A 14,784-nucleotide genomic window follows, 5' to 3' on the forward strand; every position below is an offset into this window, starting at 1 on the left:
CTCCGGCCGACCTGCTTTTCTCGGAACATCAACGCAACGATAAGGGAGCAACGCCCATGACCCATGCCATTCGTTTTCACAAGACCGGCGGTCCGGAAGTCCTGGTTTGGGAGGAGGTCAATGTCGGCAAGCCGGGGCAGGGTGAGGCGCGCATCCGCCATACCGCGGTCGGTCTCAACTTCGTCGATATCTACAACCGCTCGGGAGTGTATCCGGCGCAATTGCCGAGCGGGCTCGGCAGCGAGGCCGCGGGCGTCGTCGAGGAGGTCGGACCAGGCGTTACCGATCTGAAGCCGGGTGACCGCGTCGCCTATGGTGCATCACCGCTCGGCGCCTATTCCGAGGCGCGGCTGATCCCCGCCGACCGGCTGTTGAAGCTGCCTGATGGGGTCGATGACAAGACCGCGGCCGCGATGATGCTGAAGGGGCTGACTACGCAATACCTGATCCGGCAGACCTATCGCGTGAAAGCCGGTGACACCATTCTGCTGCATGCCGCCGCCGGCGGCGTCGGCCTGATCCTCAGTCAGTGGGCGAAGCATCTCGGCGCGACCGTGATCGGCACGGTCAGCAGCGACGAGAAGGCAAGACTCGCCAAGGCGCATGGCTGCGACCATGTCATCATCTACACGCGCGAGGATTTCGTGAAGCGCGTCGACGAGATCACCGGCGGCAAGAAGGTGCCGGTGGTCTATGATTCCGTCGGCAAGGACACATTCCTCAAGTCCCTGGACTGCCTCGCGCCGCTCGGCGTTGCCGCGCTGTTCGGCGCGTCCTCGGGCGCGGTCGAGCCGCTCAATCTCGGCCTGCTCGCGCAGAAGGGCTCGCTTTACGTCACCCGCCCGACGCTGTTCACTTACGCCGCCAAGCGCGAGAACCTGGTCGCGATGGCCAACGAGCTGTTCGATGTCGTGAAGTCCGGTGCCGTCAAGATCGAGGTGCACCAGACCTACGCACTGAAGGACGCCGCGAAAGCGCACGCCGATCTCGCCGCGCGCAAGACGACGGGATCGACCGTGCTCACGGTGTGATCCTGGATCGGGCGATGGCGCAGGCAGCTTTGGCCTGCGTCAGGTCCGTTCGTGCTTGCGCAAGTCACTGATGTGATCGAGGCGGATTGCCTGGAGGTCGATGTCCTCAGGGGGAACCTGGGGGAGGGAGGCCTCGGTCAGAATCGCCTCGGTGACATCTTCGACCGCGTTCTCTGCGATTTCGTGGATGAACGAGATGTTCTGGTATTCGCCCGAGCTGATGCGGGAGATGACCTCGCGCCTTGTGATCTCGGGATCGACGATCGCCTCGCGGCCGCGCCGCCCGTAGTCGATCATCACGACGAAATACTGCATGAACCGATCCTGCCGCGCCCATGGTCGGGTGCGCGGCAGAGTATTTCCGAAAATCGGAATTAAGTCAAGGTTGATTTCGGAAATCCTGGATTACCGGCCCTTCTTGCGCGGGCGGGCCGACTTGGCGCGCAGCCGCTCGAGCTGGCCCTTGGGCATGGACAGGCAGATCTCGCCGACCCAGTCGAGCTTGACGCCGACGATCGGCTTGGCGTTGAAGCTGTTGAGGTTGACGACGGAGGGGGATTTGCCCCGCTCGATGGTCTTCAAATAGCGCTCGCCGGTTTTGAGCCGGACCACGGCCTCTTCACCGTAGAAGCTCGACAGCGGATGACGCTGGTCCTTGTAGACCACGATCACATCGCCGCTTTCATATTTGGGCAGCATCGAATCGCCGACGATCTCGAAGGCGACCGTCTCTTCCATGATCGGGAAGGGCAGCGCGATGTCGCCGAGCCCCTCCGGTGGAACCTGCTCGAAATCCGGTTCGATCACGGCGCCGGCGCCGACGCGGCCCATGATCGGCGCGAGGTTGAGCTCGAGATATTCCATGATCGGAATGATTTCCGAAGCCTTCACCAAGCGTTCGCCACCGAGGATTTCCGACACCGCGCCCGGACGAACGCCCATCGCAGCGGCCAACCCGCCCTTGCTCTTGCCCGTTTTCTCCAGGCCCCGTTCGATCATTGCAACGTCCAACATGGTGATTCCCTCGATTGCCAATGGCGCAGTCTCTTGTAATCCGAAATTCGGAATTGATGCAATTATGAATATCAGAATTACAGCTTGACTTCGCCTTCGGAATAACGGAATGTGTGTTCCGCCTTCGGATCGTGCGATCGCGCGAGGCACATCACAGGACAGCAGCATGGAACCGAGCCATTGGCCGTCGGAGCATTCCGACGCGCTTCGCGACTATTTTTTCAAAGGGATGTCATATGCGGAGATCGGAAAGGAGATAAACGCAAGGTTTGGAACGGCTTACACGCGCAATGCGGTGGTTGGTCGCGCCAAGCGGCTCGGACTCGGAGTGGTCGAGCGGGTGATGAGTCCGTCAATCGTGCCGTCCTTGCCAGGCGAACCCTGTCTGCTCCCGCCGCGTTGCGCCGCGGTGCCCGGCCTCAACCTGCCGCCGCCATCGGCACTGAAGCCGGCCAGTCCGGTCAAGTTGCGCTGCGTTGGTATCCGGCCGCGCCTGATCACGCTGATCGAGCTCGAGCCGGGTGATTGCCGCTATCCGTATGGCGGTGACAAGGAGGGAGAGGAGATCAACTTCTGCGGTCACCCGCGTCAGCCGGGCTCGAGCTATTGCGCGCCGCATATGCATCTGACCAGCAGTTGCGGCGCTCCTGCCGGCCGCATCGCCGGTACCGTCGCGCTGAGGCTGGTCTCCGCCGCCTGACCCGCACGGCCACCAACCCTTCCCATGTCAATTTGCAAGGAGTCTCCGAGTGGTACGTGCAAGACGCAACATGTCTTACAAATTGACCGGACTGCACGATCGGCGGTCTCGGGAGCTGCCGTTCAATGCCGAAGTGGCGGAAGTCGAGGTCGATAATCCTCTCGCACTCGATCTCGACGAGAAGATCGTGGCCATGCGGTCGATCCGCCACGATCCGCTCGGCCGCCTGCACGCGCACCATCAGATCGACGAGGCGCAATATCGAGGTGGCCGCGCCTATCAGAACGACTGGGAGAGAGCGGAGCGGGGCCCTCAGGCCATGGATCCGACCCGCGAATATGTCGACGGCGCGCGCTCCCGCGAGCCCTTGACCGAGAGCCAGCGCCAGGCCGTATTGCGGCTCAACCGGGTCGAACGCGAACTCGGCACCGATGGTGCTGCGTTGGTGCACGACGTGCTGGTGCTCGGCCTGACCATGGAACAGATTGGGCAGCGACGCGCCGTCCGCACCCAGCGCTGGAACGATTATTTTGCACGGCGCTTTCGCGAATGCCTCGACCGGCTGGCGCTGGTCTATGGATTCGCAACGGATGCTTCGGCGCGGCGTCGCTGAATGAGGGGGCCGGCGGCTAGCGCCGCCGGCCCGCCTTCGTCGCCTCTCATGGATGCGGCATGATCTGGTACGGCGTGGTGTAGGGCTCGACGCGGAGCGAGGCGTTGGCCAGCAGGCCGATCTTGGCGGTCGGGGCCTGCTGCATTTCACCGTTCTGTCCGCGGTGCACGTTGTACTGCCAGACGGTGAGATCGCCCTTCTGCGCAAGCGCGTGCGCGACCGCGCTCGCGTCATTGCCGCCGAGCGCCTGGAGCTCTTCGGGCGACAATCCGATGATGATCTCATCCTTGACGGTGACGATCTTGAAAAGGTTCATTTTGGTCTCCTGCGCCCATGCGCCCTGTGTCGAGAGTGTGAGAAGCGCAACCGCGGCGCCCTTGATGAGATCGCAGCGAGAAAGCATGCCGTCGTCCTTTGCTGACGCGCGCCCGAATCGAACAGTCCATCAGCCATGGCGCCCGTGATTTGCGTGGCCGTTTCGCAACCGCTTGGTCGCACGATCTTGAACAAGGGTTCATGACGAGAGAAATATTGGCGGTGATGAACCATGATGCGGAGAGACGAGTCCAAGCAGAGAGAATCATGGGGACTCATGGGATGAAATTCATCAGCACCGTTTGCTTGTTTGCTTTTCTCGGCACGACTGGCGCCGCCGTGGCGGCCGATCCCTTCTATGTCGGAAGCTGGACCTTGACGACGGCCGTAGTGGCGCCTTGGGCCGATCCGCAGCACAAGCCTGACGATACCGAGCGCACGCGGCTGCTGGGCAAGACGGTGGTCTTGAAGGCCAGGGAAATCTCCGGTCCGCGGCCATTTGCCTGCGCCAGGCCGCAATACAAGGTGACGACCTCCGGTCCCGACATGCTGTTCCAGGGGGCATTCGACGAGATGCAGCGCGCCGATAAAAAGGCCGATCCAAAGGCACTTGCCGCTTCGCTCGGCTTCACCGGGGCCAGTATCAGGACGCTGGAGACCGGCTGCGAGATCGACGTTCATTTCGTGGACGATGCAACCGCCGAAATCGGGCTCAACGATTACGTGTATACGCTGAAGAAGCGCTAGCCGGCAGTTGCCAATCTCCGTTCACACCGGAAACGAGATGAAACGCAGGTCCAATTGACAGCGATCGGGGCCATGTGGTCACTGATGGCGCTTCTTGACGCAGGTGGGTGACGGCGGCGCGTATTCCTGTTATCCGGAATTGCCGTGGCACGATGCCGACGAAGCATCGCTAAGGCTTACGGTTTGGCTTGCCCGCGGGGTTGTTCCTTGCCATAATTACAACTTCTCGGGTCGGGCCGAGTCCCTTCAGATGCGTAGCTCAGCCTGTCAGACGCTGAGATGTCCTGACCTAGAGTTCGTCGTCGCCATGGCGTTTGGTGACGGCGTGGTCCTCGATCGGGCCTCCGACGTCCGACCCCAGGGGCCGAGTCCTGTCATAGGTGCGAGATGAAAAACCTCAATTTCGCGGCTGAACTGCACCTCAAGCTCGGCGCACCCGCGAACAGTACGGTCGAGAGTCTCCGCCTGCTGCGCGCCTTTCTCAAGCTTGCTCCCCGCCAGCGCTTCGAGGTCATCAAGCTGGTCGAAGACCTCGTCACCGACGAAACTCTCCCCGAACATCCCTTGTCTTGAGCCCGGCCGGGCCGACATTACGCTTTGTCCATCTTTCAGCCCTGAGGCAGACTGCCAGATGACGGCCGCCGCCAGAGCTTGGCCGCTGGAAGGCGATGCGACAAATGTGATAATTAGTCAGGAAAAAGGGGAGGAGTGTGACCATGATCGAACCGAAGCTCGAAGTACCGGCAGAACTGCGCGACCTGGCCGAGAAGACAATCGATCAGGCGGAGAAGGCATTCGGCATGTTTTTCGATGCCGCCACCAAATCAATGTCATCTGTTCCCGGAGCGGGCGCGGACGTGTCCAAGCAGGCGCTCGCCTTTACCGAACAGAACATGAAGGCGGCGTTCGAGCATGCCCGCAAGCTGGTTCACGCAACTGATCTTCAGGAAGCCATGCGAATCCAGTCCGAGTTCCTGCGCAGCCAGTTCACCAATGCCGGCGATCACATGCGCCAGATGACCGGCAACTTCATGCAACCGGGCAAGGGCAAGTCCTGACAAGGCAAGTCCTGACAAGGCAAGTCCTGATTTGGCGTGCGGTCGTCTGCTTGCAAATCGATCTTGTAGAGCGGCGTGATGCGCATTTCAGTTCCGGTGCTGGTCCATGATGGGGCACCGGAGTTGCATCTTTTCTGTTGATCCCTGTCGGTTCACCCGGCAGGGATTTTCTCTTTGAGGGCCTGGCGCGGTCTATGGACGCAGCGATCCGATATAGGCGGCAATGTCGGCGGCTTCGATCCGGCTCAAGGGAAAGTTCGGCATTTTCGGATGCGGGTCGAGCAGGAAGAAGGCAAGTTTCTCCGTACTGAAATCAGGCCTGCGCGCAACCGAGGCGAAGGAAGGTACATCGGCGCTGGCCTGGGTCTGGCTGCTTGTCACGACATGACAGCTTGCGCACCAGCGCCGGGCGAGATCGGCGCCATGATCGGCGTCGGCGGCAAGAGCGGGCAACGCACCGAGGCCCGAGACTGTCGCGAGCAGAAGCCAAGTTCGTCTCATGTATTCGCGCATCCGAGCACCTGTCCAAATTCAATTGCAGGCCGTCGACCTAGCCGCAGCATGATCCCGGGAATTGTGAGAGGTCGATGCGGGCAATGATCGACCGCAGCAGCCTGCGGGCCGAACGATAGAGATGCCTCATAAACCCCGGCACCCTCGCTGGGGGCAGGCCAAGGCCCTCGGTATCAAGCCTTTGGGTATGGTGCGACACGCGCCTCTCCGATGCTGTATGGCCCTTCTATCGTGGCCGGCGGGGAGTTGCGTTGATCTGCCGCAAAGCGTGCAGGCTAGTAGTCGCCGGGATTCATGATCATCGGGCTGGTCGTATCGGCCGGCGCCAGCGCGCTGCTGGCACTGTCGCGCAGGAAGCGATCGAGCGTTGCCTGGATCTTCTCCTTGACCGCATCGGGGCCGCGATCGCTCATCTCGGTGTGCTGCGCACCGGTATGAATGATGTCGATGCCGCGCGCCTTGGCCTCTTCCGGTGTAGGCAGCACGCCAGGGTCGGTCTGGAAATGCGGATCCTTGGAGCGGAACGACAGGATCTTCATGCGGTCGCTGAGGACGAAAGGCACCCGGAGATTGTCGAGCGTGATCACCTTCGACACGAGCTCGGGATGCTGCTTTGCGACATACATGGACACGTCGCCGCCGTTGGAATGGCCGACCAGCGTGATGTGGTCGTAGTCGGCATTCGCCTGCCGTTCCTTCAACGTGTTCAGCACGTAGAGGATGTTGGCCTCACACCGCATATAGACTTCGCGCCGGCCGACATATTGCTGGCCGACATGGGTCATCAGGGGCGGGTCACTCGGCAGATCCTGCTGGATGCTGGCGACGAGATACCCGCGGGCCGCAAGCACGTTGGCAAGGAAGGAATATTCGGTGGCCTTGACGGTATTGCCATTGCTGATGATGGCGACCGGAAGCTTCCAGAGGCCGAGATTCGCCTTCGCCTCGTAGTCGCGCCGCACGGCAATCTCGACAGAGATCGGCCGCTGACGCGCAGCGTCGAACAATGACAGCATCTCGTGACGGATCGCGAATTTGCTGACGATAATGTACTGGCCCGCGGCAAGGACGCAGAGAAAGGCCAGAATGGCAAACACCCTCTTCATGGTTCCGTCTCAATCACTTTTGACTGAAAATGGCTATTGAAAACCCCCGGATCGAGCGATCGTGAGCACGTTACGGGATTAAATTTAGGCAAGTCTGTGAGGAAGGCCGCAAAATGGGCCGCATCGAGGGCCGCCCCTGGTTAGAGACAGCCGTTTCTGCCGCGTTCGGGGCAGAGCCTGAACGCGCTCGACAGGGTAAACAGGAAGCGGGGGCTGCGGCGTTCATTGTCGGGCGCGCGGTAGCTCAAGGGCACGGCCACCGCGAGATCGGCCTGGAGATCCTGCGGCAGGAAGAACCGTACGCCGGCGCCGGCTGACGTCAGCGCCAAGCCGTCGCTCGGCCGATAGCCGTCGTTCCAGACTGCGCCGGCGTCGCCGAAGGCGTAGAGCTGGTAGCCGCTCCAGTAGCGGAAATTGAGCTTCTGGTCGAAGCGCAGTTCGAGCGAGCCGGCGAGACCGTTGTCGCCGCTGATCTCGGCCGAACCATAGCCGCGGCCGAAGGCTGCGCCGCCAAGGTAGAATTGCTGTGAGGTGAACAGCGGCCGCGACGCAGTCTGGCTCGCCGCAGACAGCTTTAGCGACCAGGCGTCGTTGAGGGTCTGGTAGCGCGTGAACCAGAAGTTCAGAACCGAGAAATTCGAGGACGCGCCGTCCCGCGACAGCAGATCGTCGCCGAAATGCGAGGCGCCGAAGACGTCGAGGCCCTGGCGAAAGGTCATCGTCGTGTAGTTGGTGCCGCCGAAATTATCCTGGAGGCGGTAGTCCGCAGTGAGGCTCGCGGTCCTGATGTGGTCGTTGTACCAGGGACCGTAGAGGTCGTGTTCCGACACGTTGCTGAAGGTCGTCGCCGCAGTCAGGACCAGCGAGGATGATTGCGACTGTAGAGGGACGATGCTGGCACGCAGTTCGAATGCCTCGGTCGTGGTGATGTCACTGTCGAGGCGCCGGGCATCGCCCGGTCGAACGGCGCTGTAGAGGACGGATCCGCCAAGCCGCACGCCGTCGACGCCGACCGGTGCGTCATAGGACAGCCGTCCGAAGCCGAGCTCGCGCGGGTCGTTCGCGATGGTCGAGAGGTTGACCGCGAGCGCGTCGCCGGGCGTGAGGTAGGAGTTGAATGCGCCCGTTGCATAGGTCTGCCAGGGACCGACCGACGACGAGCCGAGATTGTCCAGACCGAACGAGGTGAAGACGTGCCAGGTCTTCAAATAGACGGTGAGACGGAAGCGACCGGTCGCACCTCCGATCTCGTCCAGCGCGGTATCTGTGATCCGAACGCCCGGCCTGCCGTTGATGAGAAAGAGCTGGCGTTCAAGCGTCGCGAGGCGTGACGGCTGCTCAACCAGGACCGGCCCGAGCACCGGCCTCACGCCGAACTGCTCGGCCCCATCGCCTTTCAGCTCGGCCTCGACGATGGCGCCTTCGATCACCTGGATCCGGACCCGGCCGTCGGCGATGTCCTGCGGGGGCACGATCGCCCGGCTCAGATGGAAGCCCTGGGCGCGGTAGAGATCGCTGATCGCACCTGCGATCGTGGCGAGGTCGGCTTGCGAGACCTTCTTGCCGAGATAGGGCTGGTAAGTCGCGCCGATGCGGTCCTGCGGGATGGCGTGGGAGCCGCTGACATCGATGCCGCGCAGCACAAACTGCGGCCTGGTATCTCCGCCCGTATTGGGGCGGCCGACCGATGGCAGCTTCACCGGAGGCCGGCCCAAAGATTCCTGCTCTGTTTGGTTTTCAAAGTATTTCTCTGGCTGTCGGGGATCGAACCCGGGGGCATTCGCCTGCTGCGCGAAGGCCTGCGAAACTCCCGCGAAGATCGGCGCCACCAACACCAACGCGGTAAGGAGGTGCCGCTTCTCAACTCGCGCACCGAGCCGTTCTCCGTAGTTCGACGGAGAGGTGCCCAGGAGCCGGTAAAGGTTCATTAGCCGCATGATTTTTCTTAGTTTTTTATGGTCAATGAATCGTTAATGCGACTGCTCCGCTGTCCGCTGCCCGCTAAGTCTATGTTGAGTGATTTTGAGTACGCCTCAGGACTGGCTGTAACGCGGACCGAGGATTGTCATGCTGGGGAGAGTTGGAGTGCGGTGCACCTTGATGGCTGCGCTGATCCTGGGAACGGTGTCCGGTGCATCCGCTGCGGATGACGGCGTCTGGTCGGTCAGCAAGTCGTCGGGCGAGGTCTGGCTCGCCACCAACGGCGCCCAGCAGGTGTCGTTGAACCAGGAAGAGACGCTGAAGCCGGGCGATACCATTCGCACCGGGCGCAACGGGCGCGTGCTGCTTGTTCGCGGCGAAGAGACGATTTTGATCGCTCCCAATTCGGTGGTCGGCGTGCCAGCCGAGAAGAAGGAGGGACTTTCGACCACCATTATCCAGCAGGCGGGTTCGATCCTGCTCGAGGTCGAGAAGCGCAACGTCAAGCATTTCGAGGTCGAGACCCCCTATCTCGCCGCTGTGGTCAAGGGAACGCATTTCAGCGTCACAGTGGGCGCAGGCAGCACCAAGGTTGGCGTGCTCCGCGGCCAGGTTGAAGTCTCCGATTTCAAGACCGGCCAGATCGCCCAGGTGATGCCGGGACAGGTGGCGACCGCCTTCGAGCATGGCAAGCCTGGCCTCAGCCTGAGCGGTGCCGGCACCCTCAATCCGATCGAGCAAGGCAAGCCGCGCGCTTCGACGATCGAGCGCGTTCCCGTGCCGAAGTCGGGTCTGCCGATGCCGCGCAATGCGGCGAACGGCCATGCTGTTCATGCGTTAGGGCCGATCGACAAGGGGAGCAAGGCAGCTGGTGTGTCGACGCAGTCGCGCCATGCAAGCGGAGCTCACGTGCCCAAGGCCGGCGTGGTGCGCATCTCGAGCTCGCTCGGCGAGGTCAAGCTGAATTTCCGTAAGGTCACGCATGGGCTCGCCCACGAGTCGGTCGCGCCAGGGCACGTGCGCAACGCGAACGCCAGCACCGATACCGTGTGGAGCGATAGCAAGGCCAGCACGACGACCACTGCGACCAACAGCTCGACCGTCACTGCGGTCACTGTGAGCGCCGCATCTGCTTCCAGCGCCGCATCGACCTCGTCAAGCGCAACGACGACTGTTGCGACCACCGCCGGCTCGACCAAGGATGCGACCGGCGGCAGCAGTGGCGGACAATCCGGCGGCAACAGCAATTCCGGCAAAGGGAATGGAGGCAGCGACGACAATAGCGCCACCGGCAACGGCAAGGGCAACAACGGTAACGGCAACGGAAATGGCGGCGGTAACGGCAGCAACGGCCACGGCAATGCCTACGGCCACAACAAGCACTAAAGCGATTTCCTAGGGGACGAGGGGGCGCGCTTGCAGAAGCGAGCGCGGGAGGATCGGGTGAAACGCTATCGGCCGCATATTCTTGTCGTGATCGCGCTGGCGGTCGTGCTGTCCACCGGATGGCACGGCGCGCTTCGCAATGCGCTCACGGATCTCCGTTTCGCATGGCAATCGCGCTCCGCCACCGGCAACGTCGTCGTGGTTGCGATTGACGCGCCCTCGATCGATCAGATCGGGGTGTGGCCTTGGCCGCGCCGCCTGCACGCCGACCTGTTGCACCGGCTCGAGGCCGCTGGCGCGCAGGACGTGGCCTTCGACATCGATTTCAGCTCGCCGTCGGATCCGGCCTCTGACGAGGCCTTCCTCAAAGCGCTTCGGGAGGTCGGCGGCTCGACGATCCTGCCGTCCTTCAAGCAGCCGACGCCAAATGGTGGCGCGGCTCACATCAATCGTCCCCTGAAGCCCTTCGGCAACCAATCGTGGCCGGCCGTCGTCAATGTCGCGGTTGAATCCGATGGGCTCGTTCGCCGCTATCCGGTCGGCGAGAAGCTTGGTGATGCCCAGATACCCTCGATGGCCGTCGTGCTGGCCGGGCAGGACGTCAATCGACGGCCGGCTTTCCTGATCGACTTCAGCATCCGGGCGGCGTCTATTCCCATTGTTTCCTATGCCGACGTGCTGCGGGGCAGCGCTGCGGCGCTTGACAGGCTGAGGGACAAGAAAGTCATCGTCGGCGCCACGGCGCTCGAACTGGGCGACCGATTCAGTGTGCCGAACGGCCGCATCGTCGCGGGCCCTGTCCTCCAGGCACTGGCGGCTGAATCTGTCCTGCAGAACCGCATGCTGCGCTGGACGTCCGATGCCGGCATGATCGCTGGCCTCGGCGTCATCTGCCTGCTGATGATGTATTCATGGCGCCGTGTCGCACCGGGCGTCCGCGTCGCGATCCTGGTCGCAGCCGGAGCAGGCATCGAACTGGGCGCGGTTCTCGTGCAGGAACATTGGCCCCTCGTCATCGACACGTCGCTGTTCCACATCGCGATCGTCGCTTATCTGACGGCGATTGCGCTGGATGAGATCGATTTCCGCAGCCTGCTGGGACGTATTGCCGAAAGCCGCTTTCACCGTATTGCGATGTCGCTCGGCGATGGCCTCGTCTGCACCGACGAACATCACCGGATCACGGTTTGGAATCCGGGCGCGAGTGCGATCTTCGGCTATATGCCGACCGAGATGATCGGTCGCCCGTTCGAGACGCTTTGTGCGATTCCGGCGGAAGCCGGCACAAAGACTTTTGCCATCCGCGACGCTGCACGCCAGGCCTTGCTGGTCCCCGGCGGCGCCGTTGTCGTCGAGTTTGAGGGACGGCGCAAGAATGGCGAGACCTTTCCGGTCGAGGCGAGTTTTTCGGGGTGGCAGGGAACGGAGGGCTTCCAATATGGCGCGATCCTGCGCGACATCTCGGTGCGCAAGCGCGAGGCCGAACGCGTCAGATACCTCGCCGAATATGATGCGCTGACCGGTCTTGCCAACCGCAACACCCTCCATGCGGGCCTCAGCAGCCTGATCGCTGCTGCGGAGCGGCGGTCCTCCGAGGTTGCGCTGCTCGTGCTGGGGCTGGACGGCTTTCAGCAGATCAACGACATGCTTGGACACTCGGCCGGCGACCTGGTGCTCCGGGCGGTGGCTGAGCGCCTGCGGGTCGAATCCGATAGCAGGGCGGTCGTCGCCCGGCTCGGCGGTGACGAGTTCGCAATTGCGCTGGATTGCGCAGGAGAGCCGGTTGCCGCGTTCGCCGAGCGGATCGCGCGTGCCTTCGAGACGCCGCTTGCAACGGGTACGCGCCAGCATCGGGTCAGGATCAGCATGGGTATTGCCGTCTACCCGGACGGTGGACAGAACGCAGACGATCTCCTGGGCAATGGCCACCTAGCGCTGACAAAGGCAAAGCTGACGCGGCGCGGCGGTCATGTGATCTTCGAGAGCGCGATCAGGCAGGAGCTGGAAAGCCGGTTGACGCTGGAGAGCGAACTGGCGCTTGCCGCGGATCGCGGCGAGTTCGAGCTGTTCTACCAGCCCCAGGTTCGCCTGATCGATGGCCGCCTGACTGGCGCCGAAGCACTGATCCGCTGGCGGCACCCGGTTCGCGGCTACGTCTCTCCCGGAGAGTTCATGCCCATCGTCAACACCTCGGCACTGTCCGAGCGGATCGCTGGCTGGGTGATGGAGACGGCCGCCCGCCAAGCACGTGCGTGGGAATTGTCGGGCAATGCGGTGCGCGTTGCCGTCAACCTCTCGCCATCGCAACTCCAATCCGGCGATCTCGCGCATTCGGTCGCGGAGTTGCTGGGGACGACGGGACTTACCCCTTCGCTACTCGAGGTGGAGGTGACCGAGGACATCCTGCTGCATGACGAGGTTCGCGTGCTCGACATGTTCAAGCGAATCCAGCAGCTCGGCGTCCGCATCCTGTTCGACGATTTCGGCACGGGCTATGCAAGCCTGAGCTATCTGAAGAAGTTTCCGCTCGATGGGCTCAAGATCGACCGCTCGTTCGTGCTCGATCTGCTTACCGATTCCGATGATGCGGCCATCGTGGGCTCGACCATCGGCCTCAGCAAACAGCTTGGCCTGACGATTGTTGCCGAAGGAATCGAGAATCGCGCTACGGCCGACTTCCTGGTCAGCATGGGGTGCGAGGAGGGGCAGGGCTATTTCTTCGGCCGTCCAATGCCTGCCGAGGCGTTCGAGAAGAAATTCTTGACGGCGGGGCTCGAAGCCGTCAGCGCAGCTTAAGCAGGCTCGATCGGGGTCGTTAGCGCCGGCGCGCGACTGCAACGCCAAAGAGGAAAGCGACGAACAGGCTGGCGAGGGGCGCTTCGCGCGTGATCGCTGCCACTGTCGCCAGCGGCCGTCCGGGCTTTCGCGCTTCATCGATCGCGTAGGTGAGGCGGTCGACGGCGGCTCGCAACCCTCCGGCGACCTCGCCGATGGTGTGGGACACGTCGGTCGCTGCGTCGAGGGCGCGCTCGGCCATGCCTGGCTGTTGGTTGGACTGCGGGATGTCCGTGCTCAAGCGCGATCTCCAGGATTGGCGAAAGAACTGAGGCCGGCACCTTTGGCTATCCGCGCGTGCGCTCGTTTTGAACAGCGGGTCGAAAGACCTTTGGCTATCCGCGACAGGCGCCGTTTTGAACGGCGGGTGCCGGCCTTGAAGAGAAAATGCGGCGCTCGGCAATTTGTTCCGGTTTCCCCGTGAAACGACGGATGCGAATCTCTGTTACGCTGGTGCAGCGTCGCTGACCTCAGGAGATTGCCGTGACCGATCAAATCATCGCGGATCGAGCCCGGCGCATCGCGTTGCTGGGCGCGCCCATCGACATGGGCGCTTCGCAGCGCGGCACCTTGATGGGCCCTGCGGCGCTGAGGACCGCCGGCCTCGCTACGCTGCTCGAAAGCCTGGATTTCGAGGTCGTCGATTACGGCGACCTCTCCGTGGCCGAGGTCAGGGACCTCGCCGACAAGCCGCCGGAGAGGGCCAATCACTACCGCGAAATCCAGCGCTGGACGCGCATGCTCAGTCGTCGCGGCTATGAGATCGCACAAACCGGCGCTCTGCCGATCTTCCTCGGCGGCGATCACACGCTGTCGATGGGGTCTGTCAATGCAATGGCGCGACATTGGCAGGAGCGTGGCCGCGAGCTGTTCGTGCTCTGGCTCGACGCCCATGCCGACTACAACACGCCGGAAACGACGATCACGGCCAATATGCACGGCATGTCGGCGGCGTTCCTCTGCGGCGAGGCCGGTCTCGATGGCCTGCTGGGAGATGATCCGCGCGCCTCGATCGACCCGGACAGGCTCGACCTGTTCGGGGCGCGCTCGATCGACAAGCTCGAGAAGGAGCTGATGCGCGCGCGCCGGATCAGGGTTGTCGACATGCGCCAGATCGACGAATTCGGCGTCGCGGTGCTGATCCGTCGCGTCATCGAGCGGGTCAAGGCCAGCAACGGCGTGCTGCATGTCAGCTTCGACGTCGATTTTCTCGACCCTTGCGTCGCGCCGGGCGTCGGCACCACCGTGCCGGGCGGCGCGACCTATCGCGAGGCGCATCTGATCATGGAGCTGCTGCACGATTCCGGGGTGGTGGGATCGGTGGACATCGTCGAGCTCAATCCGTTCCTGGATGAGCGTGGCCGCACTGCACGCACCGCGGTCGAACTGATCGGCAGCCTGTTCGGCCAGCAGATCACCGATCGGCCGACACCCAGCAATGCGATCGCGCCGGGTGAGTGACCCGCGTGTCTTTTTGTGCGTTGCAAGGAATGGAACTGCTGTCGCGGCCGGTGAATTTAGGTCAGTCCTGATCGAAATCGCCTGC

16 protein-coding genes are annotated in these 14,784 nt (G+C 62.8%); 9 read left to right on the plus strand and 7 right to left on the minus strand.

Going from position 1 to position 14,784, the window contains the following annotated elements; all coding sequences use genetic code 11:
• Positions 1 to 56 precede the first annotated feature (56 nt).
• Positions 57 to 1,031 (plus strand): quinone oxidoreductase family protein, encoded by a 975-nt coding sequence (locus JQ587_RS13120; RefSeq protein WP_212301394.1) that lies wholly within the window; start codon positions 57 to 59, stop codon positions 1,029 to 1,031.
• Positions 1,032 to 1,070: 39 nt separating this feature from the next.
• Here JQ587_RS13120 and JQ587_RS13125 read toward each other — a convergent pair whose 3' ends face one another.
• Entirely contained in the window at positions 1,071 to 1,346 is a 276-nt protein-coding gene (locus JQ587_RS13125; protein ID WP_212301393.1) for a hypothetical protein, read from the minus strand.
• Between the two features lie 90 nt (positions 1,347 to 1,436).
• The gene (locus JQ587_RS13130) at positions 1,437 to 2,045 is read right to left on the minus strand and encodes a S24 family peptidase (protein WP_212301392.1); all 609 of its coding nucleotides are present in this window, start codon (positions 2,043 to 2,045) and stop codon (positions 1,437 to 1,439) included.
• Positions 2,046 to 2,211: 166 nt separating this feature from the next.
• Here JQ587_RS13130 and JQ587_RS13135 point away from each other — a divergent pair, with 166 nt between their 5' ends.
• Together JQ587_RS13135 and JQ587_RS13140 are read left to right on the plus strand one after the other, a co-directional pair.
• The gene (locus tag JQ587_RS13135; RefSeq protein WP_212425541.1) at positions 2,212 to 2,745 is read left to right on the plus strand and encodes a GcrA family cell cycle regulator; all 534 of its coding nucleotides are present in this window, start codon (positions 2,212 to 2,214) and stop codon (positions 2,743 to 2,745) included.
• 49 nt (positions 2,746 to 2,794) lie between these two features.
• Positions 2,795 to 3,358 (plus strand): hypothetical protein, encoded by a 564-nt coding sequence (locus tag JQ587_RS13140; RefSeq protein WP_212301390.1) that lies wholly within the window; start codon positions 2,795 to 2,797, stop codon positions 3,356 to 3,358.
• 46 nt (positions 3,359 to 3,404) lie between these two features.
• Here the strand turns inward: JQ587_RS13140 and JQ587_RS13145 are convergent, their stop codons facing one another.
• Positions 3,405 to 3,761, minus strand: a complete 357-nt coding sequence (locus JQ587_RS13145; RefSeq protein WP_212301389.1) for a hypothetical protein — start codon at positions 3,759 to 3,761, stop codon at positions 3,405 to 3,407.
• A 194-nt stretch (positions 3,762 to 3,955) separates the two neighbouring features.
• On the opposite strand from JQ587_RS13145, the gene JQ587_RS13150 reads away from it, so the two are divergent.
• The 3 genes from JQ587_RS13150 (at position 3,956) to JQ587_RS13160 (ending at position 5,478) form a co-directional block, all read left to right on the plus strand.
• A complete protein-coding gene (locus tag JQ587_RS13150; RefSeq protein ID WP_212301388.1) occupies positions 3,956 to 4,420 on the plus strand; it encodes a hypothetical protein in 465 nt (154 codons plus the stop codon).
• Positions 4,421 to 4,807: 387 nt separating this feature from the next.
• Positions 4,808 to 4,993, plus strand: a complete 186-nt coding sequence (locus JQ587_RS13155) for a hypothetical protein (protein WP_045006686.1) — start codon at positions 4,808 to 4,810, stop codon at positions 4,991 to 4,993.
• A 143-nt stretch (positions 4,994 to 5,136) separates the two neighbouring features.
• Positions 5,137 to 5,478, plus strand: a complete 342-nt coding sequence (locus JQ587_RS13160; RefSeq protein ID WP_057749686.1) for a phasin — start codon at positions 5,137 to 5,139, stop codon at positions 5,476 to 5,478.
• A 192-nt stretch (positions 5,479 to 5,670) separates the two neighbouring features.
• Here the strand turns inward: JQ587_RS13160 and JQ587_RS13165 are convergent, their stop codons facing one another.
• The 3 genes from JQ587_RS13165 to JQ587_RS13175 all read right to left on the minus strand — a co-directional run bounded on the left by JQ587_RS13165 (position 5,671) and on the right by JQ587_RS13175 (position 9,034).
• Positions 5,671 to 5,979 (minus strand): c-type cytochrome, encoded by a 309-nt coding sequence (locus JQ587_RS13165; RefSeq protein ID WP_433995266.1) that lies wholly within the window; start codon positions 5,977 to 5,979, stop codon positions 5,671 to 5,673.
• 287 nt (positions 5,980 to 6,266) lie between these two features.
• Positions 6,267 to 7,097, minus strand: a complete 831-nt coding sequence (locus tag JQ587_RS13170; protein WP_212301386.1) for an alpha/beta hydrolase — start codon at positions 7,095 to 7,097, stop codon at positions 6,267 to 6,269.
• Between the two features lie 140 nt (positions 7,098 to 7,237).
• Entirely contained in the window at positions 7,238 to 9,034 is a 1,797-nt protein-coding gene (locus tag JQ587_RS13175) for a ShlB/FhaC/HecB family hemolysin secretion/activation protein (protein WP_212301385.1), read from the minus strand.
• Positions 9,035 to 9,164: 130 nt separating this feature from the next.
• On the opposite strand from JQ587_RS13175, the gene JQ587_RS13180 reads away from it, so the two are divergent.
• Both JQ587_RS13180 and JQ587_RS13185 read left to right on the plus strand, forming a co-directional pair.
• Positions 9,165 to 10,403 carry a FecR family protein gene (locus JQ587_RS13180; RefSeq protein ID WP_212425542.1) on the plus strand — a complete coding sequence of 413 codons (1,239 nt, stop codon included), beginning with the start codon at positions 9,165 to 9,167 and terminating at the stop codon, positions 10,401 to 10,403.
• Positions 10,404 to 10,460: 57 nt separating this feature from the next.
• Complete coding sequence (locus tag JQ587_RS13185; RefSeq protein WP_212425543.1) at positions 10,461 to 13,199, plus strand: EAL domain-containing protein; 2,739 nt, start codon at positions 10,461 to 10,463, stop codon at positions 13,197 to 13,199.
• A gap of 19 nt (positions 13,200 to 13,218) precedes the next feature.
• Here the strand turns inward: JQ587_RS13185 and JQ587_RS13190 are convergent, their stop codons facing one another.
• A complete protein-coding gene (locus JQ587_RS13190; RefSeq protein ID WP_212301382.1) occupies positions 13,219 to 13,479 on the minus strand; it encodes a hypothetical protein in 261 nt (86 codons plus the stop codon).
• A gap of 242 nt (positions 13,480 to 13,721) precedes the next feature.
• Here JQ587_RS13190 and rocF point away from each other — a divergent pair, with 242 nt between their 5' ends.
• Positions 13,722 to 14,699, plus strand: coding sequence for an arginase (rocF, locus tag JQ587_RS13195; protein ID WP_212425544.1), 978 nt, complete (start codon positions 13,722 to 13,724; stop codon positions 14,697 to 14,699).
• The last annotated feature ends 85 nt before the right edge of the window (positions 14,700 to 14,784 follow it).

The sequence above is a fragment of the Bradyrhizobium manausense genome (assembly GCF_018130615.1).
GTDB classification, from domain to species: Bacteria; Pseudomonadota; Alphaproteobacteria; order Rhizobiales; family Xanthobacteraceae; genus Bradyrhizobium; species Bradyrhizobium manausense_A.

What these genes read in the sequence shown, in the direction of transcription:
- JQ587_RS13150 (WP_212301388.1), top strand. Translation starts at nt 3,956, where the DNA reads ATGAAATTCATCAGCACCGTTTGCTTGTTTGCTTTTCTCGGCACGACT.
- JQ587_RS13125 (WP_212301393.1), bottom strand. Translation starts at nt 1,346, where the DNA reads ATGCAGTATTTCGTCGTGATGATCGACTACGGGCGGCGCGGCCGCGAG.
- JQ587_RS13130 (WP_212301392.1), bottom strand. Translation starts at nt 2,045, where the DNA reads ATGTTGGACGTTGCAATGATCGAACGGGGCCTGGAGAAAACGGGCAAG.
- JQ587_RS13170 (WP_212301386.1), bottom strand. Translation starts at nt 7,097, where the DNA reads ATGAAGAGGGTGTTTGCCATTCTGGCCTTTCTCTGCGTCCTTGCCGCG.
- JQ587_RS13145 (WP_212301389.1), bottom strand. Translation starts at nt 3,761, where the DNA reads ATGCTTTCTCGCTGCGATCTCATCAAGGGCGCCGCGGTTGCGCTTCTC.
- JQ587_RS13120 (WP_212301394.1), top strand. Translation starts at nt 57, where the DNA reads ATGACCCATGCCATTCGTTTTCACAAGACCGGCGGTCCGGAAGTCCTG.
- JQ587_RS13180 (WP_212425542.1), top strand. Translation starts at nt 9,165, where the DNA reads ATGCTGGGGAGAGTTGGAGTGCGGTGCACCTTGATGGCTGCGCTGATC.
- JQ587_RS13155 (WP_045006686.1), top strand. Translation starts at nt 4,808, where the DNA reads ATGAAAAACCTCAATTTCGCGGCTGAACTGCACCTCAAGCTCGGCGCA.
- JQ587_RS13160 (WP_057749686.1), top strand. Translation starts at nt 5,137, where the DNA reads ATGATCGAACCGAAGCTCGAAGTACCGGCAGAACTGCGCGACCTGGCC.
- JQ587_RS13135 (WP_212425541.1), top strand. Translation starts at nt 2,212, where the DNA reads ATGGAACCGAGCCATTGGCCGTCGGAGCATTCCGACGCGCTTCGCGAC.
- JQ587_RS13175 (WP_212301385.1), bottom strand. Translation starts at nt 9,034, where the DNA reads ATGCGGCTAATGAACCTTTACCGGCTCCTGGGCACCTCTCCGTCGAAC.
- JQ587_RS13165 (WP_433995266.1), bottom strand. Translation starts at nt 5,979, where the DNA reads ATGAGACGAACTTGGCTTCTGCTCGCGACAGTCTCGGGCCTCGGTGCG.